Origin of the sequence: Streptomyces virginiae, from assembly GCF_040638905.1 — a bacterium.
Classification (GTDB): Bacteria; Actinomycetota; Actinomycetes; order Streptomycetales; family Streptomycetaceae; genus Streptomyces; species Streptomyces virginiae_B.
This window is the reverse complement of sequence record NZ_JBEZYV010000001.1, coordinates 343,788-369,207: the sequence shown is the minus strand read 5'-3', so window position 1 is coordinate 369,207 and position 25,420 is coordinate 343,788. Positions and strand designations below refer to the sequence as shown.

Genomic DNA, 25,420 nt, shown 5'->3' with positions numbered 1-25,420 from the left:
CCGGCGCAGTCCCGGCGGGTCGCGTCCGCCGACTGTCCTCCGGCCGACGTACCGGAGCCCTCTCGGAACGCACCGGACCCCTCGGAACGCGCCGGAGCCGTCTCAGAACACCTCGTCGTCCCAAGCGGCGAGGAGCGCCGCACCCAGGTCCTCCCCGGCCGCGGAGGGCTCCGCGTGGAGGGCCTGCTCACTCCAGATGATCTTGCCGCGGGCGGTGTAGCGAGTGCCCCACCGCTCGGCGAACTGCGCGACGAGGAAGAGCCCGCGCCCTCCCTCGTCGGTGGCCTCGGCCCGGCGCAGGTGCGGGGAGGTGCTCGACCCGTCGGAGACCTCGCAGACCAGGCTGCGTTCGTACAGCAGCCGCACCCGGATGGGCTGCGACCCGTAGCGGACGGCGTTGGTGATCAGTTCGCTGAGGATGAGTTCCGTGGTGAAGGCGATCTCCTCCAGGCCCCACTCCGCCAGCCGGCGGGCGCAGGCGTTGCGCACCGGCGACACCGCCGCCGGATCGGAGGGCACCTCCCACTCGGCGATCCGCCCGGGGTCCAGCCGGCGGGTCCGGGCCACCAGCAGCGCGATGTCGTCGCTCTGCCCGCCGGGCAGCATCGCGCCGATCACCGCGGCGCAGATCTCCTCCGGGGTCCTCGCGGGCCCGGCCAGGGCGGCGCCCAGCGCCGCGAGACCCGTGTCGATGTCGCGGTCACGGCTCTCCAGCAGCCCGTCGGTGAAGAGCACCAGCTGGGCGCCCTCGGGCACGGTCAGCACCGCGGTCTCCATGGGCATGCCGGCGCCCAGGCCCAGCGGTGGCGAGACCGGCACTTCGGGGAAGGACACGGTGCCGTCGGGGTGGACGACGGCGAGGCCCGGGTGGCCGGCGGTGGCGGCAGTGACCTGCCCGGAGACCGAGTCGTAGACGGCGCACAGGCAGGTGGCGCCGGTGAGCCCCTGCCACTCCTGCTCACCGGAGCCCTCGTCGGTGTCGATGTGGGCGACCAGCTCGTCCAGATGGCTCAGGAGCTCGTCCGCGGGCAGATCGAGCGTCGAGAAGTTGTGCATGGCCGTGCGCAGCCGGCCCATGGTGGCGGCGGCGTGCAGGCCGTGCCCGACGACATCGCCGACCACCAGCGCCACCCGGGCGCCCGGCAGCGGGATGACGTCGAACCAGTCGCCGCCCACCCCCGCCTGCGCGGGCAGATAGCGGTGGGCGACCTCGACCGAGGACTGGTCCGGTACGCCCCGGGGCAGCAGGCTGCGCTGCAGCGTGACGGCCATGGTGTGCTCGCGCGTGAAGCGGCGGGCGTTGTCGATGGACAGGGCCGCCCGGGCGGTCAGCTCCTCGGCGAAGGACACGTCCTCCTCCTCGAACGGCGGGGAGGGCTGCACCCGCCAGAAGCCCGCCATCCCCAGCAGCACGCCGCGGGCCCGCAGGGGTACGGCGATCACCGAGTGGACGCCCTGCTCCAGCATGCGCCGGGACCGGGCGGGGTCCTGGGCCATCCAGTCCCGGGTGACCCGCAGGTCCGCCACGCGCACCGCGTGCTCGCCGGCCACCCCGATCGCCATGGGGCTGGTCGCAACGAACCGGATCAGCTCGCCGACCTGGTACAGGGGATGCGGCTCCTGCACGGCGACGACGGCGGTGCGCCGCATCTCGGTACCCGGCTCGGGCGGCTCCTCGCCGTGCAGCACCGGGTCCAGCAGGTCGACCGAGGCGATGTCGGCGAACCTCGGGACCGCCACCTCCGCCAGTTCCCCGGCGGTGCGTTCCACGTCCAGCGTCGTACCGATGCGCACCCCCGCGTCGTAGAGCAGCTTCAGCCGCTCGTGGGCCACCTCGGCCCGGCCGGACAGCGCCCGCAGCTCGGTGGTGTCCCGCAGGGTGACCACGGTCCCCGCCTGCCCGAAGGGAGCGGTGGGCCGGATGTTCACCGCCAGCAGCCGATCGGCCGCCAGGTGGAGCTCGTCGGTTGCGGAACGGCCCGAGGCGATCGACGCCGCGATCTCCTCCTCCAGGCCCAGCTCCATGACGGGCCGCCCCTCCGCGTCCGCCGGCAGGTCCAGCAGCCGCCGCGCCTCGTCGTTGGCCAGCAGCAGGCGCCCGCCGCCTCCCACGATCAGTACGCCCTCCCGCACCGCGTGCAGCACCGCGTCGTGGTGCTCGTACATCCTCGTCATCTCTGCCGGCCCCAGGCCGTGGGTCCGCCGCAGCAGCCGACGGCTCACCAGAGCCGTCCCGCCCGCGGACAGGGCCAGCACGAGCGCCGCCGAACCGATGACGACCGGCAGCTGCCGGTTGACCATGCTCTGTACGTTCGCGACCGTGACCGGGGAAGCCACGACGGCGATGACCCGGTCCTCGGAGTCCTTGACCGGAACCGCCGAGACCACGGACTGCCCCAGGGACCCCTCGAACGTCTCGGTGAAGGACTTGCCGGCCGCCGCCCTGGAGAAGGGGCCGACCACGCGCTTGCCGATCTGCCGAGGGTCGCTGTGGGTGATGGTGAGTCCGTCGAGCGTGTAGACGTTGATGCCGTCGACCCCGGCGATCTTCCGGGCCGCCTGGGCGCTCGGCTGCAGCAGCGCACTCGGGTTGGGACTGCGCAGGGCGGCGACGATGCCGGGGGACTCCGCGAACGTCCCGGCGGCGGCGAGCGTACGGTGCCGCGCGTCCAGCATGGCGTCGCTGCGGGCCTGCACCACGAGCGCCACCACCGCGGCGGCGACGAGCAGCACCACCACGACGAGCTGGAGGAGGAACACCTCGCCGGCCACGCTGCGCGCACTCAGCAGCGAGGACAGCCGCTGCGGCGGCCGGACCCTGCCCGCCCAGGGCTGGGCGGACTCCTGTTGCTCCTGCTGACGTCCTGAGCGGGGACCTTGAGAGGCGGCGGAGGAGCGTTTGGCCGAGCCGGGCAACCGACGCCGGAGATGTCCCAGGAAGACGCTCATAATCCATCTTCTAACCTCTCCCGCCCGTCGGCAGCGGGGAGCGGCGCCGAACTGCCGGAGCGCGCACCGAATCCCCCGGGACGGCTGAGCCGGCGAGCGCAGCGTCGTGGACTGCGGAGAACGCCCTTGACCTGCATGAAGCGGGCAGGGAGCCGAAAAGGACACGCCCCCGGCGTGCGCTGCAGAAGGGTGCATGCCTGCGGGTCGGGTAGGAGCACCCGTGAGCACGGCGGCAGGTGGACCCCGCGCACGTGGCCACCAGCCACACCAGGCGCCACCCGCCCGCGGGCGACGCCCCTACCACCCGAAAAGGACCCAGATCATGGGCGACGCACAGCAGCCGGAGGCACGGCGCAGCGGAAAGGGCGCCGCGACCCCGCAGGAAAGCAGGCACCTCAAGGCCGCCCAGCCCAAGGACAGCAAGAAGTCGGCCGCCGGCCAGGAGGACAAGTCGCAGACAGGTGGACCCACCCCCGAGGCGCAGCAGCCCGACCACCCGTGACCGGCCGACCTCCGGCCTCAGGCCCCTGGCACCCCAGGGGCCGTCACACGCTCGTCAGGATCTGCGGCGACAGGGTTTCGATCAAGGTGTCCGTCTCGATCAGCCGGCCGCCCCGCGGACCAGGGGTCTGGTGAGGCGGTCGGGCGGGAGAGGCGTTGGCCTGCCGGCCGAACGCGTCGTTCGGGCCGAGGCGGCCCCGGTGTACCCGGTCCACCACCCGGCCGCGTACGCCGACCATGGCGCCGTCCTTGACGGCGAGGTGTAGGGCGTCACCGTTCGAGTGAAAAAGGAGGCGGTCTCCACCCGGTGTTCGCGTACGTGTCCAGTCGCGCAGGCCATCCGGTGCACCCGGACCCCATGCTGCCTCCCGGCGACGACCGCAGCGGTGCGTCCGCCCGGCCGGGCGCTCACCAGGCCCCGAGATCGTTTACGGGGGAGCCGGGCCTTCCGGTGGCGGCGCGCCTGTGTCAGTCGACGGAGAGGGCTTGCAGGAGGTCGCCGACCTGGGGGTCGGGCAGTGCACGGGCGACGTCGGCCTGGGCGACGATGCCGACGAGTCGGTGGCCGTCGATGACGGGCAGGCGCCGTACCTGGTGGTCGGCCATCGTGCGCATGATCTCGGCGGCGTCGTCGTCGGCTCCGATGGTGACCGCTTCGCCCTGGGCGAGTTCTCCGGCCTTGCACTGGGCGGGGTCCTTGCCGGCGCCGAGGACCTTCACCACGATGTCGCGGTCGGTGAGCATGCCCTTGAGCTTGTCGTCGGTGCCGCAGATCGGCAGCGCTCCGACGCCCATCTGTGTCATCTTCTTCGCGGCCTCAAGGACCGTTTCCTCGGCGCCGATGCACTCGGCGCCTTCCGTCATGATCTCGCGAGCCGTGGTCATCCGGCCGCTCCTCTCGGTAGGTGTCGTCATTCCCGTGCCCTTGGGCCGGCAGGGCGGGTGGGCGGGCACCGCTCGGGTGCCCGCCCACTCGCGTTCGATTCAGGTGTGCAGGCGGCTGTTGATGCCGTCGTGGCTGTCGGCGTGGTCCTCGTCGAACCAGTAGTCGCCGGCGGCCAGGTAGCGGAAGGAGTGCACGCTGCTGCCGGGCAGGGCGACGGTGACCGCGCGGGTACCGTCTGCACGCGGCACCAGGGTGTGGGTTCCGGGCTTCCACTCGTTGAAGTCACCGACCACGCTGACCGGGCCGGGGGGCGTATCGGCGGGCAGGACGAAGGTGACCTGGGTGCGGTCCTTGAGCTGCTTGCGTTCCAGCACGGAGTCTCCTGGCGGCAGGGGTGGATCGTCGCGGGCCATCCTCCATCCGGCGGGGCCGGGCAAGGGCCGGACACGCCAAGGGAGGTCACCTTGATGGTCCTGCACTGGGCCGAAGTGGGTAGATGCTGCCTCTGGCCCTCCTGCCGACGTGGTGGGCCCGCGTCCCGAGGCGGGGACGCCAAGAACTCGGGAGGTCCACGCCGATCACCGCCCGCGCTCGCACTCGTCCGCGTCCAGAAGGCGGGCCGCCGCCTCGACGGTCGGCGGCAGCGGACGACGTGAGCGCAGCGCCGCCGGAAGCCGCTTGAACATCCCCACCAGCGCCTGCCGGGCCTCCGGGTCGCGCGCGGCGTCAGCGGCGAGCCGGCGGGTGTGCTCCGCAGCGACGCCCACCGGGCGGCGCAGCCACGCGGTCAGGGCGGCGTTGCGGCGCTGGACCGCGGGCCGGCCCGGCCGCACGCCACCGGTCGGACGGTGCACTGCCACCACGTCCGGAACGTGGCAGACGCCCCAGCCGAGCGCGGTCAGGTCGTAGGCGAGCAGGGTCTCCTCGCCTCCGAGGAACAGGATCGGGTGGTAACCGCCGGCTTGGAGGTAGGCGTCCCGTCGGGCGACGGCGGCGCAGGCCAGGAAACCGAGTACCTGCGGTCCCGGCAGATCGGCGGCGTGGTCGAGCGGGGAGGCGGCGAGCAGGGCGTTCAGCGGATCGGGGTCGGCATCGGGACCCACCCGGACGCAGGCGGCGAGCAGGCCCAGGCGCGCATGCCGGTCGAGCACGTCCGCCGCGCGCGCCAGGGAGCCGGCCTCCCACCATGAATCGTCGTCGCTGAACGCCACGTACGCCGTGCGCGCATGACGTACGCCCAGATTCCGGCCCGGAGCGCCTAGATTGCGGCCGGGCGCCAGCAGGGTGACCTCCGGCCGGAGCCGTGCGACGGCTTCGGGGGTCCCGTCGGTCGACGCGTTGTCGACGACGATCACCGGCGGCCGCTCGGGCAGCGCTGCCAGCCGGTCGAGGGTCTGCAGCAGCTGGTCGCGGCGGTTGTGGGTGATGACGACAACGGTGGTGCGGGGATCGGGCGTCACGGCCGGGTCACCTCTGGTGGGGGTCGGCGGGGGGCGATGCGCGAGGCCACGAAGGGCCCCGGTCGGGTCGGTCATGGTCTCTGCCGGACCCCTGCGGAGGAGCGCCGTTCGGGGCAGCCGGGGGCCGACGCTTGCCCACGGTCGCGGTCAGACAGTGGGGTCGGGTTCCTCACCCTCGGCGGGGGGATCGCCCTCGACGATGTGCACGGCCGCTTCCTCGGCGCTCGCCGCGCCTCCGTCGATGCCCTCGTCCCGGGCGATCAGTTCCTTGGTGGTGTCGCTTCGAACGCCCTCGTCCGGCGCCATCAGTCGCCCGGCGCGGTCGGTGCCCACCTCGGTGTCGATCAGTTCACCCTGCCCGCCGGGCAGGTCCCCCAGACCGTCCCCGTCGGGGTCCGCCACGTCCGGGACTTCCTGAGCCAGCCTGTCGTCCAGCGTTTCACCGGCGTTCTGCTCCTCCGCCGTCGTGCCGTACTTCGTGACACCCAACGGCTTCTCCGGAGGGGAGTGGCCCTCGTCCAGCATGTCGTCGTACGTGCGCTCGTCCACGGCGTTCTGGAGGTCCAGCGGCGCCGCGTCCTCTTGCTCCTCGTTGCCGCCCGTGGGCTGGTAGGCGTCGTCCGCCATCTGGTTCTCGCTCATCGGAGCTCCTTTCCCCTCGCTGTCAGGGCCGCAGCCGGCCGCAGGTTCGGTCATCGAGCGCCGAGGTCCTGATCGCGGTGGCCAGGTGCACGGCTTCGTCCCCTCTCACCGGCTCCCGGAGCCGGAGTCGGCGTCCGGTGTGTGCTCGGTCATCTCGCTGCACTTCTGTCTCGATGACCCCTGGGAGCGGCTGCCCGCAAGGGGGCGGGCGAAAACAGCCGTGAGCGCCGGACCGGCGGCACCTTTCCCGCAGGTGGCGCCGGTCCGGCGAAGGGGGAGGAGCGGCCCGCTCAGGAAGGTTCCTTGCCCCGTCCGCTCATCGCGTCACGGAGTCGGTCGACGAGCCCGACACCAGGTGCCAGGAGTTTGTTGGCGGGCGGCTTGTCCGGGGCGGACGGGTGCGGACGCGTGGGGGCCGTCTTCTTGGCCTGGCGCACCTTGTCACCCAGGTTCTCCAGCATTTCCGTGGAACAGGCCTGCTTCAGGCGAGGGAACAGGTTGTTCTCCTCGTCGTTCACATGGCTGCGGATCTCCGTCATCAGCTTCGTGATGAGCTCGTCGAACCGGGGGTGACCGGCGTCGCATCCCTCGAGTTCCTTCATGATGCGTTCCGCTGCGGCGTGGTCCTCCAGTTCCTTGTCGGCGATGCCGTCGCCGTTCGGAACGTGCTTGCGCACGGCGGGATACAGGTACGCCTCTTCGGCTACCGAATGCCGGACGAGTTCCATGGTGACCTGGTCGGCGTACATCTTCCTGCGAGCGTCACCGGAGGGAATCTCCTCGATGTTCGCGAATAGTTCCTCCACCTCCTCGTGGTCGGTCATCAATTCCGCGATCACGTCACCGCCGTGGCCCATGGGGAGTGCCCTTCTCTACGAGGTTGCCGGCCACCCAGTGAAGCGCGCGACGCCCACAGGACGTGGTTCCGCTTCACCCAGCGTGTCGGCCGACCTTGCGCCGAAAGGGTCTGCGGGGCGCGGATCAGGTGCGCGTGTCGCGCTCACGGTCGCTCCGTACGGGGGGTGTCCGGCCGCCTCCCCCGCGGGGCCGGATCGACCGGCGGTCCCAGAGAACCGCGATCATGCGTTGCCGCTCGGCCGGATGGAACGCGACTTCGCCGTCCTGACGAGACTTTCGGGCCCACCGTGCACCTGGCCCCCGACGGTGAACTCGACCCTTGGACGAGAACGTCATCGCATCCTCTCAGCCTTCGACGCCGGTGGCGGTGTGGGAGGAGCCCACCGACTTCGACTCCGGCGATCCACTGGCGCAGGTAGACGGAGAGGATGACCATGGCGGCCACGGCCAGCAGTTCCGACTGCCAGTTCTGCAGTGTCCTGTTCCAGAAGTCCGGTGAGGCCAGGTAGGCACCCCAGCCGATGGGGTCCTGGAGCTGTCGTAGTTGCTGCTCGTCGTAGGCGGCCACGCCCGCATCCCGGGCGCCGTCCATGCGCGCCCCGGACGCCCCGCAGCCCGCGAGGAACACGGCGAGCATCCCTGCCAGGGCCACGGCGCCGGCCGCCCTCAGAGCCGCACCGCGGGAGCCGGCTCCCGGTGTCATCGGCTGCCGGCGCTGGGAGCGGCCAGCGGATCCCGTGGCGCCTTCGGCTTCTCGGCTTCCATCCGCTCACCGAGTTCGGTGAGCCGGTTACGTCCCATCGCCTTGCGGACGTCGGGAAACCAGTCCTTCTCTTCTTCCTCGACGTGGTGGCGGACGTTCTCCATCAGGACGCTCATCTTCGCCTTGAACCGTTCGTCGGCTGCGTCCATGCCCTTGAGCTCGGACAGCATCCACACGACCGCGTGGTGCTCCTCGATGCTCTCCAGGATGTGGTCCGTGGTGTCCGGCGCTGCTTCCCGGGCGGCGGGGTAGAAGATCTGCTCCTCGATCCAGGCGTGGACGGTCAGCTCCTCGACTACCTGGTCGGCGATCCTCCGGCGTTCGTCCGTGTCCTCGTCCCCGGTCTTCTCGAACTGCTTGAACAGCTTCTCGACGGTCTTGTGGTCGTCACGCAGAAGTACGATCGCGTCCATGAATGGCCTTCGGGTGTGCGGATTACGGGATTTGTTTCCCTACCCTCGGGAAGCGGTCTTTGCCGCGCAGTCGGCCAGATGTCGCCCGAGTGGACCAAACGGAGCCGTTCTCCACCCCTGAGCCGACCCGATGCCCACCCGGAGCGGCCAAGGCCCGCCCCGTCCAGGGGGCCGCAGCGCGCGGACGCCTTCTGACCTCCTGCGCGGCCTGTTTGCTCACTGCCTGATCGGTCCAGCCATCAGCTCGACATCGGTGCGGAGGGGCTCATCGCCCGGGCCCCGCACCGCCGACCTGCACCCCGCCGAGCGAGAGGCATTGGCGTGGCCTCGGGATGGTGAAACATTGCCGCCCGGACAGGTGCACTGCCAGCACGATGATTCCACTGATGCCCCTGCTCAACCTGCTGTCGGTGCGGGTCCCGGCCGTGGCCGGGTGAAGCCGCCCCAGACCGAGAGGGCGCCGCGGGGACCGCCGGCGTCGACGCGGTAGCCGTCGTGCTTGGCCTCCCGGGCGCCGGCGGCGTGGTTGTACTGGCCGGCGAAGACATGCTGTCCGACCGGGACCGTGCGGGCCGGCTTGAGTATCCAGCGGTAGACCACTGCTCCGCCCTCGGGCTGCACGGTGACGGTGAAGTCGTCGGCGGGCAGCGTCCGCCAGCTGCCGGTGCTCTGCACTCCGCCGGTTTGCGTGATGCGCAGTTCCACGGTGAGTGCGGTGAGCGGCTGGGTGGTCTTGAGGGCGATGTTGCTCTGGGCCCAGTAGGTGTTGCTGTTCGCGTCCAAGGAGCCGGCCGACGACAGGGGCCCGTCCTGGACGTGCGCGCTGCCGGGCCGAGCCGAGCCCGTGCCGCCTGACGCCGCAGGACTGGGGCTCGTCGAGGGCGAGCGGTCCGGCCCGGTCGGGCCACCGGTGGTGGGCGCCGCCGACGGCGTCGAGTGGGGAGTCCCGGTCGCGGACGGCGCGGCGGGGGTGGCCGAGACGTCCGGCCGGGCCGGAGGGGACTGGACGATGGTGGCGACGGCGAAACCACCGACCGCCAGAATGCCCGCCGTGGCGAGGGAGACGAGCGCGACCCTGGGCCAGGGCCTCGCGCCGGACGACTCGCGGTGGCCGGCGGGGGCGCCGGACATGCCGCGTTCCACGCGTGCCAGGATCCGGGCGCGGTCGGGCTGGTGAGCCTCGGCGGCTGCGCGCAGCCGCCCGGTGAGTTCCTCGTTCAACGGCTCCTCCTCCCCGCCAACAGTTCCCCGGCCGCTCCTGTGCTGCCCAGCGTCCGTTCCAGTTCTGCCATCCCCTTCGAGGTCTGGCTCTTCACCGTACCGACCGATATTCCGAGCGCCAGAGCAGTGTCCTTCTCCGACAGGTCGAAGGCGTGCCGCAGGACCACGCATGCCCGCTTCCGGAACGGCAACCGGGCGAGAGCGGTACGCACGTCCACCACGGCGGCCACGTCCGGACCGTCCAACGGGTCCGCACCGCGGGACCAGAACAGGGCGATCCGGAGGCGCTCGCGCACCGCGCTGCGGATCCGTGACCGTGCCAGGTTGGCGACGACCCCACGGGCGTAGGCGAGTGGGTACTCGGCCTGACGCAGCCGGTCCCATCGCTGCCACAGTGCGGTCAGGGCGTCCGCGGCCAGATCGTCGGCAACGTCCGCCTCGCCCGTCAGGAGATGGGCGAACCGGGCGAGTTCGGCGTAGTGGCGTTCGAAAAAGTCGTGGAACTCCGCGGACGCGTCATCGAGGACCATGTCCGTCGGTCGCCCCCTCCGCAAATGTGTGCGTTAACATCGGGGCGGCAGCGTACCAGTGCCGGTTGATCGAAGGCGCTCCGATGCGCCCCCCCCGAATCCGCCACCCGGCCGCGGTGCGGTTCAGTGCTGGGCGAACTGGACCCGGGTCGGTTGTGCGACGTTCGGCAGCAGCGCGGTCCCGTCGACCGTCAGCTGCTCTCCGTAGATGTCGGTGATCCTCATCGCGCCGCCGCACCCGCTGCCGTCGGCGGAGAGGAAGTGGTTGTAGTCGGTACGAGGCAGTCTCCGCCAGCCCTTGGTGGTGCGTACCTCCAGCCGTGCGACCGGGTTCCGGTGGTCGATCACCTGGATGCCGCACCAGTGGGGGCTGGACCCGGTCTTGTACCGGATGGAGATCGTGCCGGACGTCCGGGGGCTCAGCAGGCTCCAGGTGATCGGGATACGGCCGACCTTGGGATCGGCCAGTTTCGCGAAGGCCTGTTCGCTGAGGTCCAGTTGTCCGGGTGCGCAGGGCAGTGGGCATTCGTTGGTGATCCGGACGGTGATCGAGGCGCCGCTCGCGGCGCGGACGCGCACGTAAGCGCCGCACGCCCTGGACGACTCGTAGTCGGTGGTGTTCATCGCCGCGATCATGAGGTCGTCGCTCGGGCCGAACAGGCAGGCACCGTCGCCGTCGCCGGCGGCGTAGGCGGTGGCAACGCCCTTGTAGGTCGTCTCGGGCTGGATGCGTCCTGCCGACGGTGCCGTGGTGGACGTCGCCGGCGGGGCCGCCTTCGCCGAGGGCGGTGGCGCCGCGGTGGTCGTACCGACGGCCGCGGTCGGGGTTCCCGCGGCATGCGAGCTGTCCGTCGTGGGCGCGGGGCTCGTCGGGGCCGAGGGCATGGCTTCCACCTGAGTGGCGGTGGGGGCCGCCACGACGGCCCCCGCCTCGTCCTTGGGGCCGGGGAGCAGGGCCGTCACCAGGCAGACGAGGGCGCCCGCCGCGGTCAGCATCACCGCCGTTCCCGTCATCAGCCTGTGTCTACGCCTGCGCTGCCGCGCGGCCTGCCGTGCAGTCTGCATGTCCGTCCTTCGGAGATTCGAGTCGAGGTGCACTGCTTGGTCGCCGCAGGATGCGAAAAGGTTGCCGACACGGGCCGGGCAACCGCGTTATCGGTCCGCTCACTGGGCGGGGGAGTGCGGGGAACCGGGCTGGGCGGCACGGATGCCGCGTGGAGAAGCTCCGAACGCGCGGCGACAGGCCTTGTTGAACGCCTGGAGGTCGGGAATGCCGACCGATGCGGCGACGGCGGGGACGGAGAGCGTGGTGGCCTGCCGGAAGTGGCGCGCGCGTTCCATTCGCCGGACCCGGATGTAGCCGACGACCGTCTCCCCCGTCGCGGCGCGGAAGAGGCGCGTCAGGTGGCTGTGGGAGACGCGGGCTGCCGCAGCGATTTCCGGTACCGTCAGAGGTTGCCCGAGCCGCGCCTCGATGAGGGCCACGGCGGCTGCGACCGCCGGATGAGCGGCCTGCGTGTTCCGCTCCCTCGGAGGGGCGAACTGGGTGACTCGCCACAAGGCGGCCCACACCTCGGCCGCGGCCCGTGCCGGACTGTTCGGCCAGGCGGCCAGTGCCTGCCGCAACCGGGCGGTGAGCAAGGCGAGATCGGGGCCGGCGTGCTGGACCATCGGAATGCTGCGGGGAGTTCCACCTGAGCCCAGGGGGAGGTGGACGTAGAGGTGTGGGGAGCGGCCCCGGTAGCGATAGCGGACCACTGCGCCGGGCGGTACGAGGCTGACCCGGCCGGGGCGGATCGCCGGTGCTGCGGCAGCAGGTGCTGGGCCTGTATGTGGCCACCTCGGCGCTGGACTCCCATGTCGTGGGCTGGTCGCTGTACGACGGTACGGGCCGCACCGCGCCCACCACGGGCGACGGCGACGAGCCGCCGTACGAGTCGGGGGGTGGCGGCGCTCGGGGCGGGCTGGCGGCTGATCCACGCCGCTCATCTGATCCCGCCGTACCCGGGTCACGAGTACGACGTCACGTCTCCTTATCTCAAGCACGAGTTCTTCTTCGAGCGGATCGTCGACGTCCGAGCGCAGCCGCAGGAGGCGGGCTCCCGGTAGGCGGGGCGACCCTCCTCGTGCGGGCGGCGGCGGCAGCGGCGCCGAGCCGAGGAGGGGCGAGGGCATGGTCAGGCTCCGGCCTTGCGCTTGTTGTAGACGTCGAAGCCGACGGCCGCCAGCAGTACCAGGCCCTTGATCACCTGCTGGTAGTCGGTACCCACGCCGACCAGCGACATGCCGTTGTTCAGCACGCCCAGCACCAGACCGCCGGTGAGCGCACCGAGGACGGTTCCCACACCACCGCTCGCGGAGGCGCCGCCGATGAAGGCGGCGGCGATCGCCTCCAACTCGAAGTTGATGCCGGCCTGCGGCGTACCGGCGTTGAGTCGCGCGGCGAAGACCAGCCCGGCCAGAGCCGCCAGGACGCCCATGTTCACGAAGGCCAGGAAGACGACCCGCTTGCTCTTCACCCCGGACAGCCTCGCCGCCGCCTCGTTGCCGCCGATGGCGTAGGTGTGCCGGCCGAGGATCGAGTTGCGCATCACGTACCCGAAGCCGCCCAGCAGGACACCGAGGATCAGCAGAACGACGGGCACCCCGTGGTAGCTGGCCAGCAGCAGCGTGAAGGCCACCACGGCCGCGGTGATCGTGCCGAGCTTGACCAGGAACAGCCCGGCCGGGAGCGGTTCCAGCCCGTACGAGGCGGCCCGCCGGCGTCCGCGCACCTCCTGCAGGATCGCGACGGCCAACACCACGAGGCCCAGCACCAGGGTGAGGTTGTGGTAGTCGGTGTGGGGGCCGATCGCGGGGAGGAAGCCGCTGCTGAGGTTCTGGAAGCCCTTGGGGAACGGCGCCACCGACTGGCCCTGCAGGAGGATCTGGGTCCCACCGCGGAACAGCAGCATGCCGGCCAGAGTGACGATGAACGAGGGGATCCCGAGATAGGCGATCCAGAACCCCTGCCAGGCTCCGGCGAGAGCCCCGATCAGCAGCGCGGCCACCAGAGCCACGGGCCACGGCACCTGGTGCTCGACCATCATCACCGCCGCGGCCGCCCCGACGAAGGCGGCGAGCGACCCGACCGACAGGTCGATGTGCCCGGCGATGATGACGATCATCATGCCGATGGCCAGGATGAGGATGTAGCCGTTCTGCTGGATCAGATTGGTGATGTTGAGCGGCTGGAGCAGGATGCCGCCCGTCCAGATCTGGAACAGCAGCACGATCAGCGCCAGCGCGACCAGCATCCCGTACTGGCGTAGGTTCCCGCGCAGCGCTCGGGCCAGTACGGCACCAGCAGACGGTCGTTGGCCGGTATCCGGTGTGGCGGGCGCGGTCTCTGGGGTGGTCTCGGTCTGGGCCATGCCTCACACCTGCTTGTCGGGGTATGCCGCGCTCATGGTCATGAGCCGCATGAGGGATTCCTGAGTGGCGTCCGCGCGGGTCACCTCACCGGTGATCCGGCCTTCGGCCATGGTGTAGATCCGGTCGCACAGGCCCAGGAGCTCGGGGAGTTCGGAGGAGATGACGAGTACCGTCCTGCCCTCGGCGGCGAGTTCGGCGATGACGGTGTAGATCTCCGCCTTGGCGCCGATGTCGATGCCCCGGGTGGGTTCGTCGAGGATCAGCACCTCCGGCTCGGCGAAGATCCACTTGCTGAGAACGACCTTCTGCTGGTTGCCGCCGCTGAGTTTGCCGGTCTCCGCGAACACCGAGGGGGCCTTGATGTTCATGGTCCGCCGGAACGATTCGGCGATCCGGGCCTCCTCGTGCCGGTTGACCCAGCCTCGCCGGGCGACCTTGCCGAGGGCGCTCAGCGAGATGTTCCGGCTGATGTCGTCGTTGAGGTTGAGGCCGAGCTGCTTGCGGTCCTCGGTCACGTACGCGATGCCGTGCCCGATCGCCTCCGGCACCGTCCGGGTACGGATCTCCCGGCCGTGCAGCCGCACCCGGCCGCCGGTCCACCGTCCGTACGAGCGGCCGAAGACGCTCATGGCCAGTTCGGTGCGGCCGGCGCCCATGAGACCGGCGATGCCGACGATCTCGCCTCGACGGACTTTGAGCGAGACGCCGTCGACCACCTTGCGCCGGTGGTCGATCGGGTGCCGGACGCTCCAGTCCTCGATTTCGAAGGTGACCTCGCCGATCTCCGGGACGCGCTCGGGGTAGCGGTGTTCCAGGTCGCGGCCGACCATGCCGCGGATGATCCGCTCCTCGGAGATGCCCTCCGAACCGATCACCATGGTCTCGATGGTCCGCCCGTCGCGCAGGATGGTGACGGCGTCGGCGACCCGGGCGATCTCGTTGAGCTTGTGCGAGATGAGGATGCAGGAGATGCCCTGAGCCCTGAGTTCGAGGATCAGGTCGAGCAGCTTGCGGCTGTCCTCGTCGTTCAGGGCGGCCGTCGGCTCGTCCAGGATGAGCAGCTTGACCTTCTTGGCGAGCGCCTTGGCGATCTCGACCAACTGCTGTTTGCCGACGCCGAGATCGGCGATCCTCGTGTGCGGGCTCTCGTCGAGTCCGACCTGCCGGATCAGTGCGGAGGCGTGGGTCAGGGTCCGGTGCCAGCTGATGACGCCCCGGGTGGCGTGCTCGTTGCCGAGGAAGATGTTCTCGGCGATGGACAGGTAAGGCACCAGCGCGAGTTCCTGGTGGATGATCACGATGCCGCGCTGTTCGCTGGCCCGGATGTCCCGGAACCGGCAGGGATCGCCCTCGAAGCAGATCTCGCCCTGGTAGCTGCCGTGAGGGTGGACCCCGCTGAGTACCTTCATCAGCGTGGACTTGCCGGCGCCGTTCTCACCGCAGACGGCGTGCACCTCACCCGCGGCGACGGTGAGGTTGACCTCGGAGAGGGCCTTGACACCGGGAAACGTCTTGCTGATCGACCGCATCTCGAGAACGGGTCGGGCCATGGTGGTGCATCCGTATCGTCGGGGCGGTGCGGTGCCGGGCGGTCTCCCGGGCGTCGCACCGCCGGTTCGGCGTCGCCGGACCCGTCGGTTCGGCCCCGTGGGCTACTTCAGCTGGTCCGCGGTGTACTGTCCGTTGTCCACCAGGACCTTCTGGTAGTTCTCCTTGTCGACGCTGACCGGCTGGAGCAGCTGCGCCGGTACGGTCTTGACGCCGTTGTCGTACTGGGTGGTGTCGTTGACCTCGGGCTTGCCGCCGGTCAGTAGCGCGTCGCCCATCTGGACTGCGGCCTTGGCCAGTTGGCGGGTGTCCTTGTAGACGGTCTGGGTCTGCTCGCCGGCGATGATCGACTTCACCGAGGCCAGCTCGCCGTCCTGGCCCGTGACGACGGGCAGTGGCCGGCCGGCGCCGTAGCCGACGCCCTTGAGCGACGAGATGATGCCGATCGAGATGCCGTCGTACGGCGAGAGCACGGCGTCGACGCGGGCGGCGGTGTACGACTTGCTCAGCAGGTTGTCCATCCGGGACTGGGCGAGACCGCCGTCCCAGCGCAGTGTGGCGATCTGGTTGAAGGAGGTCTGGCCGCTCTGCACGACCAGCTTCTTGTCGTCGATGTACGGCTTGAGGACGCTCATCGCACCGTTGAAGAAGAACGTGGCGTTGTTGTCGTCCGGTGAGCCGGCGAACAGCTCGATGTTGAACGGGCCCTTGCCGTCCTTGAGGCCGAGCTTGTCGACGATGTAACTGCCCTGGAGGACTCCGACCTTGTGGTTGTCGAAGGTCGCGTAGTAGTCGACGTTCCCGGTGCCGCGGATCAGCCGGTCGTAGGAGATGACGGGGACGTGGGCGTCGGCGGCCTTCTGCAGCACGTTGGTGAGCGAGGAACCGTCGATGGCGGCGATCACCAGCAGCTTGGCCCCTTTGGTGATCATGTTCTCCACCTGGGAGACCTGGTTCTCCACGACGTTGTCGCCGTACTGGAGGTCTGTCTTGTAGCCCTTGGCCTGGAACTCCTTGACCATGTTGTTGCCGTCGTTGATCCAGCGCTCCGACGACTTGGTCGGCATCGCGATGCCGATGAGGCCGCCTTTGGCATCCCCGCCGGCTCCGCCGTCGCCCGCTCCGTTGGCGCTCTGGCCGCAGGCTGCCAGCGACAGCGTCAGACCCACGGTGACAAGGCCCGCTGAAAACTTCCGCACAGTTCCTCCAGTGATGTCCCGCGACCGGCACAGTGCGACCCGGCTGGAGAACCGGAAGCGGTCGAGCGGGGCCCGGCCGGGAGTCGTTTCCTCGCGCCGTGCGTAGTCGGGGTGGCTACGGCTCCGGCCTGGCAATACCCGAGTGTTAACGCTCACAAGAGTGCCGTCAAGGGTCTGTTCGGATCACCGTCGGGTTAACAATTGCGCAGGCGATCGGCTTCCCCTGGCGGAGCACGTGCGCGTCGGGCGCGTCCGGCCACGCTGACCCACGCTGCGGCTTCGGGTAAGCGTTGGTCCCGCCATTGGTCCGGATCTCGGTCCTGAGGATCCGCACGCCCCACGCCCGGATGGTGGTGGCCCCCGCCGCATGCCCTTGTCCGTTGACGCTCACATGGCCTTCACCGGGGGCCGGTAGCGTACCGTGGCCCGGAGTCGAGGAGGGAAGTGCGAGTGGGAACCGACAGCGCCGGGGCCGAGCAGCGCCACCCAGTGATGGCGGACGTGGCGAAATTGGCCGGCGTGTCCCACCAGACGGTGTCCCGGGTGCTCAACGGCGCCCCGCACGTGCGGCCCGGCACCCGGGAGCGGGTGCTCGCAGCCATCCGGGAGCTGGACTACCGGCCCAACTCCGCCGCCCGCGCGCTGGTCACCCGCCGCTCGCAAACCCTCGGCGTGGTCAGCTTCCAGTCGACCCTGTACGGTCCCGCCTCGATGCTGGACGGCATCGAGCAGGCTGCGCGCAGTGCGGGGTATTCCGTCAGCGTGACAAGTCTGCGCTCCCTGGACGGCCGCTCGGTTCAGGAGGCTGTCGACCGGCTGCGCGACCAGGGCGTGGAAGGCGTTGCCGTGATCGCGCCCCAGATCTCAGCCGTCAGTGCGGTGGCCAGGCTCTCCAGCTCCGTGCCGGTCGTCGCGGTCGGATCGGGCAGCCAGTCGCGGGTTCCCATGGCCTCGGTGGACAACCGCTCCGGCGCCGAAGCGGCAACCAGGCACCTGCTCGATCTGGGCCACCGCACCGTGCACCACCTGGCCGGCCCGGCCGGCTGGCTGGAGAGCCAGGACCGCCAGGAGGGCTGGCGCGGGGCGCTGGAGGCTGCCGGAGCCCCCGTGCCGCATGTCGAGCGCGGCGACTGGAGCGCGCGCGCCGGCTACCAGGCGGGCTTGCGGATCTCCGAACTGGGCGACGTCACCGCCGTCTTCTGCGCCAACGACCACATGGCGCTCGGCCTGCTGCGCGCCCTGCACGAGGCCGGCCGCTCGATCCCGGGCGACATCAGCGTGGTCGGCTTCGACGACATTCCCGAGGCGGCCTACTTCACCCCGCCCCTGACCACCGTGCGGCAGGACTTCGGCGAGCTCGGCCGCCGGGCCCTGGAACTGCTCGTCGAGGAGTTGGAGGGCGTCGCGCACACCCGCCCCCATGTGCGGATCTCGCCAGAGATGGTGCTGCGTCGCAGCGTGGGTCCCGCCACTCGCCGTTGAGCCGGCACCATCGGGCGGGCTGACCGCCCCAGTGGCCCGCACTCTGCGAGGTGCACTGCCGCACTCGGTTGAGGGCTCCGTAACCCTTGACAGGGACGCAATGTGAACGCTAACAATTTGGCTCATCAAGGTGCAGGCCGAGACTGCCTTCGAAAACGCGGGTTCCGGGGAGGCGCGGCTGGAACTCTGCCGGTGACCGGCTGCTGGCGGAGATCGGTGTTCCGGTCACCGGCGACCGCTACACGAGTACGACCGTCGCGGCCGAGCTCGCCGTCCCGCTGGACGGCGTCCACGACCTGCGGCTGACGCTGCACGGCGGCTTCCGTCTGGCCGCCTGCTGCTTCACCACGTCCGGCGGGACGACCGACTGGGGCCCGCACCTGCGAGACCGGCGGCCCGTCCGAGGGGGGCGGGCCGCCACCCCTGCCCACAGCAGTGCCCGGACCTACGAGACAAGGCTCCCTGCGGCCGCCAAGTTCCGTCGCCTCGTCACCTCTCCGCCCGGAGGAACTCCCCATGCCGCTCACAGACCTCGACCTGGACGAACTCGCCCGATACCGGCCAGAGTTGTCCGATCCGACGGATTTCGACGCCTTCTGGCGGCGGACCCTTGCCGAAGCCCGGTCGCACGACGGGGCGATCAAAGTGGAACGGGTCACCGCCCAGCACCTGCTGCGCGCCGTCGAGGTCGACGGCGTGCGCTTCCCCGGCTGGAACGGCGAGCCGGTGGCCGCCTGGCTGCTGCGCCCGCGCGACGTGGCCGGACCGCTTGCGGTCGTCGTCACCTACATGGGCTACGGCGGTGGTCGAGGACTGCTTACCGACCACTTGTTCTGGTCCGCCGCGGGCTACGCCCAACTCGTCGTCGACAGCCAAAGCCACGACACCCCGGACCGGGGCGTGGTCGACGGTACGCAATGGGTCGAGGGCTTCATGACCCGCGGCATCGACGCTCCAGGCACCTACTACTACCGGCGATTGGTCACCGACTGCGTGCGACCCGTGGACGCGGTCGCGGAGCTGCCCGGACTCGACGGCCGTCGGATCGTGGTGGCCGGGGGCAGCCAGGGCGGCGGTCTGGCGCTCGCCGTCGCCGACTCGCCGGGGACCGCGTGGCGGCGGCGATGCCGGACGTCCCCTTCCTGTGCCACTTCCGCCACGCTGCCGCGATCTGCGGTGACGGCCCGTACCAGGAGATCGCCAAGTCCCTGCGCCGGCACAGCCGCCACCGCGTGGAGCCGGCCTTCACCACCCTCGACCACTTCGACGGCGTCCGCTTCGCCCGGCGGGCCACCGCGCCGGCGCTGTTCAGCGTGGGCCTGATGGACCCGGTCTGCCCGCCCTCCACGGTCTACGCCGCCTTCCATCACTACGCGGGCGAGGACCGCAGCATGACCGTGTGGCCGTTCGGCGACCACGGCGGCGGCTGCGGCTCCAACCCGCCCGTCCAACTGGCCCGACTGCGAGCGCGGCCTGGCGCCGGAGCTCTGATCGCCCTGCACCACCGGCCCGGGCAGACCGCGCGAGGGCGGCCGGCGCGCCGGGCCGCCCCACGCACTGAGCCCCGCCCCCGAGACCTAAGCGGTCTCGGGGAAGCCGAGACCGCTTAGGAGCCCGACAGACCCATGAGGTACCGCCCATGAGCACCCCGGCCTTCCCGGAACTGCCCGCCGGGTTCCGTTTCGGTGCCGCGACCGCCGCCTACCAGATCGAGGGCGCCCACGATCAGGACGGCCGCGGCCCGTCCATCTGGGACACCTTCAGCCACACCCCCGGCCGCACGCTCGACGGTGCCACGGGCGACACGGCCTGCGAGCACTACCACCGCCACGGCGAGGACATCGCCCTGCTGCGCGGACTCGGCGTCGACAGCTACCGCTTCTCGATCGCCTGGCCCCGCTTGCTGCCCCGGGGCACCGGACCGGTCAACCCCAAGGGCCTGGACTTCTATGACCGCCTGATCGACGAGCTGCTGGCCGCCGGGGTCGCCCCCGCCGTCACCCTCTACCACTGGGACCTGCCCCAGGCCCTGGAGGACCGCGGTGGCTGGCGCGTCAGGGAGACCGCCGAGGCGTTCGCGCAGTACGCGGCCCTTGCAGCCGAGCGCTACGCAGACCGGGTGGAGCGCTGGATCACCCTCAACGGGCCCTACTGCTCCGCCTTCGTCGGCTACGCCGAGGGGCGGCACGCACCCGGTGCCGAGGAGGGCCGCGGCGCGCTGGGGGCCGCCCACCACCTGCTGGTCGCCCACGGCCTCGCGATACGGGAGCTGCGCGCCGCGGGCGCCCAGGAGATCGGGATCTCCCTCAACCTCGATCGCATCCACCTCGCCTCCGCCCTCCCGGAGGACCGAGCCGCCCTGCGCCGTGCCAAGGTCCTCCACAACGAGGTCTGGACCGAGCCGCTCCTCGCGGGCCGCTACCCCGCGCACGAGGCCGAGACCTGGGCCGGCCTCGCCGACGGCCCCTGGCGGCTGCCGGGCGACCTGGAGCTGATCGGCGCCCCGCTGGACTTCCTCGGCGTCAACTTCTACCGCCCGATCACCGCCGCCGCCGCCCCCCACCGCACGAACGACCTCGAACTGCGCACCGCCGTGGACATCGGCGTCACCGAGCTGGACCCGTACAGGACCCGGCACACCACCATGGGATGGCCCGTCGTCCCGGACGCGCTCACAGCGTTGCTCCGTGAACTCCACGCCCGATACCCGCGGCTTCCGCCGGTCTGGATCACCGAGAACGGCTCCGCCGAGGCCGACACCGTCGGCCCCGACGGCCGGGTCCATGACACCGAGCGGATCGACTACCTCGCGGACCACCTCGCCGCCGTCGCCGACGCCATCTCCGCAGGGGTGGACGTGCGTGGCTATTACGTCTGGTCGCTGCTGGACAACTTCGAGTGGGCGCGCGGATACGGCCAGCGCTTCGGCCTGGTCCACGTCGACTACGACACGCTGACCCGAACGCCCAAGGACAGCTACCACTGGTACCGGGGCCTGATCACCGCGCACCGCGCGCGGACGGAGGAACCTGCACGATGAAGTTCACCGACGGCTACTGGCTGATGCGCCCGGGCGTCACCACGCGTTACCTCAGCGAGCAGCCGCCAGGTCGTCGGTGTCGAGGCGATCGTCCGTGGCCCGCGTCGAGCTGGTGCGCGCCCTGCGGGAGCTGGGCCTCGGGCTCGACGACGTGTGCCGCGTCCTGAGCGGCCGCACGACGGTCGCCGAGGTCACCGGCGCACATCGAACTGCCCGACGACCCCACACCCGAGCAGTTCGACGCCTGGATCGAACTGGCCGAGCTGGTGCGGGACCCCGACTTCCGCGCCCGGATGCCCACCATGCTGGAGCTGAGCACGCCGGCCCCTGGCCAGAGTCGTGCCCCCGGGGCGTCCATTTGGTGGGCCAGGCAGGTCGTGCAGACCGTCGCGGAGGTGAGGAACCGCGGGATCGCCCCTGAGGGACCGGCAGCGGCCGAAGGGCTGTCCGAGCTGTTCGGCGACGCCGCTCGGGCCGCGGGGCTGTTCCGGCCCTGCACGTGCGTGCGGAAGGGGGACGCCGGATCGTCCCAGCCTCCGGTCGGGGCCGCGGCTTCGGTGGAGAGCCGGTGGTTGGCGCGGAAGTTGTACAGCAGGCGGTCGACGTCGACGAAGCTGAGGTAGGCCAGGGTGCGGTTCTGATTGTCGAGCCATCGGCTGCTGGTGAGCCGGACCTGACCCAGGTCGAACGGGAACGTCGACACTCCGAGGTCGGACCTGACCGGGGGATGTCTCCGCCGCGGCGGAGGCGAAGCCGAGGACGGGGCCGGCAGCCGCGGCCATGGCCGCGACGCCGGTCGCCTTGATCATGGCGCGGTGGCTGAAGGGTGAACCGGCATGGCGAACTCCATAGTCCGTCAGAGCAGAAGTCGGGGATTCGGGGTCGATGGGCAGCGCTGGAGGCGCCGCACGGCGATGCGGCCGCCTTCGATCCGTCGCGTCACCTTCGCTGCGTCGCCCGGTCGTCATGTCCTGCTGGGGGACAGGACCGGTGGTGACGGGCGTCGGGGCCGGTCGGCCGGTGCCCGGCCGCGGGGACCGGACTGGGCTTCGACTGGTTCACAGGCCCTGTGCCAGTCTGTAGTACGCCTGGTTCCAGCGGAGATCGCGCCGGAACTGCTTCGGGGTGGTGGCCTCGTCGATGAGGACGAGTTCCAGGCGGAGCATTTCCGCGAGGTCGTCGAGGTGGTCCGAGGTGAGGGCGGTGCTGAGGACGGTGTGGTGCGGTCCTCCGGCCGTCAGCCAGGATTCGGTGGAAGTCCGCAGGTCGGGGTGGGGCCGCCAGACCGCGCGGGCAACGGGCAGGGCGGGCAGCGGGTGAGGGGGTGCCACCACGTCGATGTCGTTGGCGATCAGGCGGAAGCGGTCGCCGAGGTCGGCGAGCCCGACCACCACGGCCGGGCCGGGGGCCGCGTCGAACACCAGGCGCACCGGGTCTTCCCGCCCGCCGATGCCGAGGGGATGGATCTCGCAGCTGGGCCTGGCGGCCGCGATGGTGGGGCAGACTTCCAGCATGTGCGCGCCGAGGATGAGCTCGTTGCCGGGTGTCAGGTCGTAGGTGTAGTCCTCCATGAAGGAGGTGCCGCCCGGGAGGCCGGCGGCGGCCACCTTGAGGGCGCGCAGCAGGACGGCGGTCTTCCAGTCGCCCTCTCCTCCGAAGCCGTACCCCTGGGCCATGAGCCGCTGGACGGCGAGGCCGGGCAGCTGGCGCAGTCCGCCCAGGTCCTCGAAGTTGGTGGTGAAGGCCCCGAAGCCGCCCGTTTCGAGGAAGGTGCGCAGGCCGGCCTCGATGCGGGCCGCGTAGCGCAGCGAGCCGTGCCGCTCGCCTCCCGGGCGCAGTTCCGGCGGCAGGTCGTACAGGTCCTCGTACTCCTTGACGAGGGAAGCCACCTCGGTCTCGTCCGCGTTGTCGACGACCTTCACCAGGTCGTTGACGCCGTAGGTGTTGACGGAGACGCCGAAGCGCAGCTGGGCCTCGACCTTGTCGCCCTCGGTGACGGCGACGTCGCGCATGTTGTCGCCGAAGCGGGCGACCTTGAGGGTGGCCAGTTCGGCTCGTGCGGCGGCCGCCCGCGCCCAGATCGCGACGCGTGCGGTCGTCATCGGATCGGTGACGTGGCCGGCCACGGTCTTGCGGGGTACGCCGAGACGGGCCTGGATGTGCCCGAACTCGCGGTCTCCGTGGGCGGATTGGTTGAGGTTCATGAAGTCCATGTCGATGGTGTCCCAGGGCAGGGCCACGTTCGACTGGGTGTGGAGGTGCAGCAACGGCTTGCGCAGCGCGTCCAGTCCGGCGATCCACATCTTGGCCGGCGAGAAGGTGTGCATCCAGGCGATGAGCCCGATGCACCGGTCGTCGGCGTTCGCGTCGAGGCACACCCGGCGGATGGCGTCGGCGTCCGTCAGTACCGGCCTCCACGCCACACGCGCGGGAATGCCGGAGGCGTCGGCCAGCGAGGCGGCGATCTGCCGCGACTGTTCGGCGACCTGCTTCAGCGTCTCCTCCCCGTACAGGCCTTGGCTGCCGGTGAGGAACCAGATTTCCTGGGCGGGGGATGTTTGGCTGGGCACATGGACTCCTGAAGGTGACGTCCCGCAACGGAGGTGAGGGCGGCGGGCGTGGGCGGGGAAGCGGGAACGGCCAGCGTGCGGGGTCAGCCCGCGGTGTGAGCCGTGTCGCGGATGTTCCTCAGGCGGTGCAGCAGGCCGCCGACGGCGAAGTGGTCGTGCAGGAGCCGGTACTCGGCGAAGAGGGCGTCGTAGGCGTCGGCCCGGGAGGCGTCGGGCGTGTAGACGGCAGGACGACGGCGGCCCATGGCGGCGGTGGCCGTGCGCACGTCGGGGTGCGCGCCGGCGGCTACGGCGGCGTGGATGGCCGACCCGAGGGCGGGGCCCTGGTCGGACGCGGCCAGGGAGACGGGGCGGCGCAGCACATCGGAGTAGATCTGCATCAGCAGCTCGTTCTTGGCCAGTCCTCCGGCGACGATGAACTCGTGGACCGGTACGCCGCCCGCCTCCAGGGCCTCCACGATGACGCGCGTGCCGAACGCGGTGGCTTCGAGCAGCGCGCGGTAGACGTCCTCGGGGCGGGTCGCGAGGGTGAGCCCCACGATGACTCCGGAGAGGTGGTGGTCGACGAGGACCGAACGGTTGCCGTTCAGCCAGTCGAGGGCGACCAGTCCGTGGCCGCCGACCGGCTGGCCGGCAGCCTTCCGGGTCAGCAGGCTGTGCAGGTCCTCGCCGCGCTCGGCGGCCTCGGCGAGGTAGTCCGACGGGACGCCTTGGTCCAGCACCCAGGCGAAGATGTCGCCGACCGCGCTCTGGCCGGCCTCGTAACCGTAGGTTCCCTCGACGATCCCGCCGTTGACGACACCGCAGATGCCGGGGACACCGGCGAGGACGGGAGCGTTCACGACGTGGCAGGTGGAGGTGCCCATGATGGCGAGCAGTTGACCGTCCTCGACGGCCTGGGCCGCCGCTGCGGTGACATGGGCGTCGACGTTGCCCGCGGCCACGGCGATGCCGGGGCGCAGCCCTGTCCACGCTGCTGCCTCGGAACTGAGCGAGCCCACTCGTGAGCCCAGCGCGGAGAGGGGGAACGCGAGGCGGGTGCGTGCGAAGTCGGCGAACCGGGGGTTCAGCGCGGCCAGGTACTCCTCGCTCGGGTAGGCGCCGTCCTGGTGGATGCCCTTGTATCCGGCGGTGCAGGCGTTGCGGGACTCGGTTCCGGTGAGCTGCCACACGATCCAGTCGGCGGCCTCGATCCACCGCGCGCAGGTTTCGTAGACGAGCGGATCCTCCTCCAGGACCTGGAGGGCCTTCGCGAACTGCCACTCCGCGGAGATCCGGCCGCCGTAGCGGGCGATCCATTTCTCCCCGCGGGCGTGGGCGAGTTCGTTGATGCGGTCGGCATGCGACTGGGCCGCGTGGTGCTTCCACAGCTTGGGCCACGCGTGCGGCCGTGCGGCGAGCTCGGTCTCGGAGAGGGGAGTCCCGTCGGCCAGCGTGGGCAGGACGGTGCAGGCGGTGAAGTCGGTGGCGATACCGATCACCGCGGCGGGATCGACCCCGGCCGCCGCCATGGCCTCCGGGACGGCGTGACGCAGTACGTCCCGCCAGTCCTGGGGGTGTTGCAGGGCCCAGTCCGGAGGCAGTTGCGCACCGCCGTGCGGCAGGTGCCGGTCGATGACGCCGTGCCGGTAGGCATGGACCGCCGCGGCCAGCTCCTGACCGTCGCGAACCCGCACCACCACGGCGCGGCCCGACAGCGTGCCGAAGTCGACGCCGACCGTGTACTGCTCCGATTCCTCGGAATGCGGGGTGGGCGCGAGGGGATGGGGTGACGTCAACAGAGTGCCTTTCGAAGGCGCCGTGGGGCGGCAGGCGGCCCGGCAGGTGGAGTTGCCGCCCGCAATCCTGGCGGTCGGCCGGGCGGTCCACCGTAGTGTGAGCGCTAACAATGTCGATAGGCAAGAGCTCTGCGTGGGTCGTACGCGAACTCCTCTGGCGCAACGG

22 protein-coding genes and 3 pseudogenes are annotated in these 25,420 nt (G+C 70.9%); 6 read left to right on the top strand and 19 right to left on the bottom strand.

The genetic code is table 11. The annotated features are described in order from the left end of the window. Nucleotides 1-102: 102 nt before the first annotated feature. Nucleotides 103-2,949: a SpoIIE family protein phosphatase gene (locus tag AB0F82_RS01820; RefSeq protein ID WP_362622675.1), complete on the bottom strand. Its 2,847-nt coding sequence runs from the start codon at nucleotides 2,947-2,949 to the stop codon at nucleotides 103-105. Between the two features lie 322 nt (nucleotides 2,950-3,271). On the opposite strand from AB0F82_RS01820, the gene AB0F82_RS01815 reads away from it, so the two are divergent. Beyond that, nucleotides 3,272-3,451, top strand: coding sequence for a hypothetical protein (locus AB0F82_RS01815; protein ID WP_362622672.1), 180 nt, complete (start codon nucleotides 3,272-3,274; stop codon nucleotides 3,449-3,451). Between the two features lie 88 nt (nucleotides 3,452-3,539). Here the strand turns inward: AB0F82_RS01815 and AB0F82_RS38635 are convergent. The 12 genes and pseudogenes from AB0F82_RS38635 to AB0F82_RS01755 form a co-directional block, all read right to left on the bottom strand. After that, nucleotides 3,540-3,875: pseudogene (locus AB0F82_RS38635) on the bottom strand (hypothetical protein); the annotation flags it as partial. Between the two features lie 43 nt (nucleotides 3,876-3,918). Continuing rightward, nucleotides 3,919-4,335 carry a CBS domain-containing protein gene (locus tag AB0F82_RS01805; protein ID WP_356811782.1) on the bottom strand — a complete coding sequence of 139 codons (417 nt, stop codon included), beginning with the start codon at nucleotides 4,333-4,335 and terminating at the stop codon, nucleotides 3,919-3,921. A gap of 99 nt (nucleotides 4,336-4,434) precedes the next feature. Beyond that, entirely contained in the window at nucleotides 4,435-4,710 is a 276-nt protein-coding gene (locus tag AB0F82_RS01800; RefSeq protein WP_362622667.1) for a hypothetical protein, read from the bottom strand. 204 nt (nucleotides 4,711-4,914) lie between these two features. Next, the gene (locus tag AB0F82_RS01795) at nucleotides 4,915-5,796 is read right to left on the bottom strand and encodes a glycosyltransferase family 2 protein (protein WP_362622666.1); all 882 of its coding nucleotides are present in this window, start codon (nucleotides 5,794-5,796) and stop codon (nucleotides 4,915-4,917) included. A gap of 147 nt (nucleotides 5,797-5,943) precedes the next feature. Then, nucleotides 5,944-6,438 (bottom strand): DUF5709 domain-containing protein, encoded by a 495-nt coding sequence (locus AB0F82_RS01790; protein WP_362622663.1) that lies wholly within the window; start codon nucleotides 6,436-6,438, stop codon nucleotides 5,944-5,946. A gap of 290 nt (nucleotides 6,439-6,728) precedes the next feature. Continuing rightward, nucleotides 6,729-7,295, bottom strand: a complete 567-nt coding sequence (locus tag AB0F82_RS01785) for a hemerythrin domain-containing protein (protein ID WP_362622660.1) — start codon at nucleotides 7,293-7,295, stop codon at nucleotides 6,729-6,731. A gap of 143 nt (nucleotides 7,296-7,438) precedes the next feature. Then, complete coding sequence (locus tag AB0F82_RS38630; protein WP_436842021.1) at nucleotides 7,439-7,888, bottom strand: DUF6766 family protein; 450 nt, start codon at nucleotides 7,886-7,888, stop codon at nucleotides 7,439-7,441. A gap of 107 nt (nucleotides 7,889-7,995) precedes the next feature. Then, nucleotides 7,996-8,472: a hemerythrin domain-containing protein gene (locus AB0F82_RS01775; RefSeq protein ID WP_362622657.1), complete on the bottom strand. Its 477-nt coding sequence runs from the start codon at nucleotides 8,470-8,472 to the stop codon at nucleotides 7,996-7,998. A gap of 396 nt (nucleotides 8,473-8,868) precedes the next feature. After that, a complete protein-coding gene (locus AB0F82_RS01770) occupies nucleotides 8,869-9,693 on the bottom strand; it encodes a hypothetical protein (protein ID WP_362622655.1) in 825 nt (274 codons plus the stop codon). Next, a complete protein-coding gene (locus AB0F82_RS01765) occupies nucleotides 9,690-10,223 on the bottom strand; it encodes a SigE family RNA polymerase sigma factor (RefSeq protein ID WP_362622652.1) in 534 nt (177 codons plus the stop codon). Before AB0F82_RS01765 ends, AB0F82_RS01770 begins: the two co-directional genes overlap by 4 nt. A gap of 123 nt (nucleotides 10,224-10,346) precedes the next feature. Continuing rightward, on the bottom strand, nucleotides 10,347-11,237 hold the full coding sequence (locus tag AB0F82_RS01760; protein ID WP_362622650.1) for an expansin EXLX1 family cellulose-binding protein: 891 nt from the start codon (nucleotides 11,235-11,237) through the stop codon (nucleotides 10,347-10,349). Nucleotides 11,238-11,387: 150 nt separating this feature from the next. After that, nucleotides 11,388-11,894: a helix-turn-helix transcriptional regulator gene (locus tag AB0F82_RS01755; RefSeq protein WP_362622647.1), complete on the bottom strand. Its 507-nt coding sequence runs from the start codon at nucleotides 11,892-11,894 to the stop codon at nucleotides 11,388-11,390. Between the two features lie 134 nt (nucleotides 11,895-12,028). Here AB0F82_RS01755 and AB0F82_RS01750 point away from each other — a divergent pair. Then, nucleotides 12,029-12,332 (top strand): annotated as a pseudogene (locus AB0F82_RS01750) (hypothetical protein). Nucleotides 12,333-12,400: 68 nt separating this feature from the next. Here the strand turns inward: AB0F82_RS01750 and mmsB are convergent. The 3 genes from mmsB to chvE all read right to left on the bottom strand — a co-directional run bounded on the left by mmsB (nucleotide 12,401) and on the right by chvE (nucleotide 16,384). Continuing rightward, nucleotides 12,401-13,636 carry a multiple monosaccharide ABC transporter permease gene (mmsB, locus tag AB0F82_RS01745; RefSeq protein WP_362622644.1) on the bottom strand — a complete coding sequence of 412 codons (1,236 nt, stop codon included), beginning with the start codon at nucleotides 13,634-13,636 and terminating at the stop codon, nucleotides 12,401-12,403. 3 nt (nucleotides 13,637-13,639) lie between these two features. Beyond that, nucleotides 13,640-15,187 carry a multiple monosaccharide ABC transporter ATP-binding protein gene (gene mmsA / locus AB0F82_RS01740; protein WP_362622641.1) on the bottom strand — a complete coding sequence of 516 codons (1,548 nt, stop codon included), beginning with the start codon at nucleotides 15,185-15,187 and terminating at the stop codon, nucleotides 13,640-13,642. 102 nt (nucleotides 15,188-15,289) lie between these two features. Beyond that, nucleotides 15,290-16,384, bottom strand: a complete 1,095-nt coding sequence (gene chvE / locus AB0F82_RS01735) for a multiple monosaccharide ABC transporter substrate-binding protein (protein ID WP_436842008.1) — start codon at nucleotides 16,382-16,384, stop codon at nucleotides 15,290-15,292. A gap of 450 nt (nucleotides 16,385-16,834) precedes the next feature. On the opposite strand from chvE, the gene AB0F82_RS01730 reads away from it, so the two are divergent. From AB0F82_RS01730 to AB0F82_RS01715, 4 genes and pseudogenes are all read left to right on the top strand, one after another. Continuing rightward, nucleotides 16,835-17,866, top strand: a complete 1,032-nt coding sequence (locus tag AB0F82_RS01730) for a LacI family DNA-binding transcriptional regulator (protein WP_362622636.1) — start codon at nucleotides 16,835-16,837, stop codon at nucleotides 17,864-17,866. A 516-nt stretch (nucleotides 17,867-18,382) separates the two neighbouring features. Next, nucleotides 18,383-18,901: pseudogene (locus tag AB0F82_RS01725) on the top strand (acetylxylan esterase); the annotation flags it as partial. An 89-nt stretch (nucleotides 18,902-18,990) separates the two neighbouring features. After that, entirely contained in the window at nucleotides 18,991-19,476 is a 486-nt protein-coding gene (locus tag AB0F82_RS01720; protein ID WP_362622634.1) for an acetylxylan esterase, read from the top strand. Nucleotides 19,477-19,505: 29 nt separating this feature from the next. Next, nucleotides 19,506-20,906, top strand: a complete 1,401-nt coding sequence (locus AB0F82_RS01715; RefSeq protein WP_362622631.1) for a GH1 family beta-glucosidase — start codon at nucleotides 19,506-19,508, stop codon at nucleotides 20,904-20,906. A 46-nt stretch (nucleotides 20,907-20,952) separates the two neighbouring features. Here the strand turns inward: AB0F82_RS01715 and AB0F82_RS01710 are convergent, their stop codons facing one another. From AB0F82_RS01710 to araB, 3 genes are all read right to left on the bottom strand, one after another. Beyond that, nucleotides 20,953-21,609 carry a beta-L-arabinofuranosidase domain-containing protein gene (locus AB0F82_RS01710; protein ID WP_362622629.1) on the bottom strand — a complete coding sequence of 219 codons (657 nt, stop codon included), beginning with the start codon at nucleotides 21,607-21,609 and terminating at the stop codon, nucleotides 20,953-20,955. A gap of 355 nt (nucleotides 21,610-21,964) precedes the next feature. After that, the gene (gene araA, locus AB0F82_RS01705) at nucleotides 21,965-23,476 is read right to left on the bottom strand and encodes an L-arabinose isomerase (RefSeq protein ID WP_362622626.1); all 1,512 of its coding nucleotides are present in this window, start codon (nucleotides 23,474-23,476) and stop codon (nucleotides 21,965-21,967) included. Between the two features lie 83 nt (nucleotides 23,477-23,559). Then, nucleotides 23,560-25,254 (bottom strand): ribulokinase, encoded by a 1,695-nt coding sequence (araB, locus tag AB0F82_RS01700; RefSeq protein ID WP_362622623.1) that lies wholly within the window; start codon nucleotides 25,252-25,254, stop codon nucleotides 23,560-23,562. Nucleotides 25,255-25,420 lie beyond the last annotated feature (166 nt).